The sequence below is a fragment of the Cyanobium sp. NIVA-CYA 375 genome (assembly GCF_056108345.1).
The window spans coordinates 1-729 of record NZ_JBSYHW010000325.1 but is presented as its reverse complement, the minus strand read 5'-3'; the positions used below and the strand labels follow the sequence as shown (position 1 = coordinate 729).

The 729-nt window shown below is 71.6% G+C and carries 1 protein-coding gene; it reads left to right on the top strand.

Translation table 11 applies throughout. From position 1 onward, the window contains the following. Positions 1-103: 103 nt before the first annotated feature. Positions 104-729: amidohydrolase family protein (locus AC01FP_RS18375; RefSeq protein ID WP_474482295.1), on the top strand; the 626-nt coding region annotated here is incomplete at its 3' end.

The following is a 729-nucleotide window of genomic DNA, read 5'->3' as shown; positions in this document are numbered from 1 at the left end:
GCTCGCCCGAGGCGGTGGACATCCTCTTCTACGACATCGAGCGCAGCAACTGGTCGACGGCCGGACAACTCTGGTCCGACAAGGCCCCGCCCCCGAACAAACCATGAGCAGCGGCGCGCCGACGCTGCTGCTGCGCCACGCCCAGGTGCTGGTGACGATGGACGGCCAGCGGCGCGAGATCGCCGACGGTGGCCTGTTCGCGCGCGGCGGCGTGATCGAGCAGGTGGGGCCGACGGCCGATCTGCCGGCCACCGCCGACACGGTGATCGACGCCACCGACCAGGTGGTGATCCCCGGCCTCGTCCACACCCACCACCACCTGTACCAGACGCTCACGCGCGCGGTGCCCGGCGCGCAGGACAGCGAGCTCTTCGGCTGGCTGAGCACGCTCTACCCGATCTGGGCTCGGCTCACGCCCGAGATGCTGCACACCAGCACGCAGCTCGGCATGGCCGAGCTGCTGCTCAGCGGCTGCACGACCACGAGCGACCACCTCTACATCTTCCCGAACGGCTGCACGCTGGACGACACGGTCCACGCCGCGGCCACCACCGGCCTGCGCTTCCACGCCGCGCGCGGCGCGATGAGCGTGGGCCGGAGCCAGGGCGGCCTGCCGCCCGACGGCGTGGTCGAAACCGAGCCCGCGATCCTGGCCGACACGCAGCGCCTGATCGAGCGCTTCCACGACCCGGCGCGTTTTGCGATGCAGCGCATCGTCGTGGCGCCCTG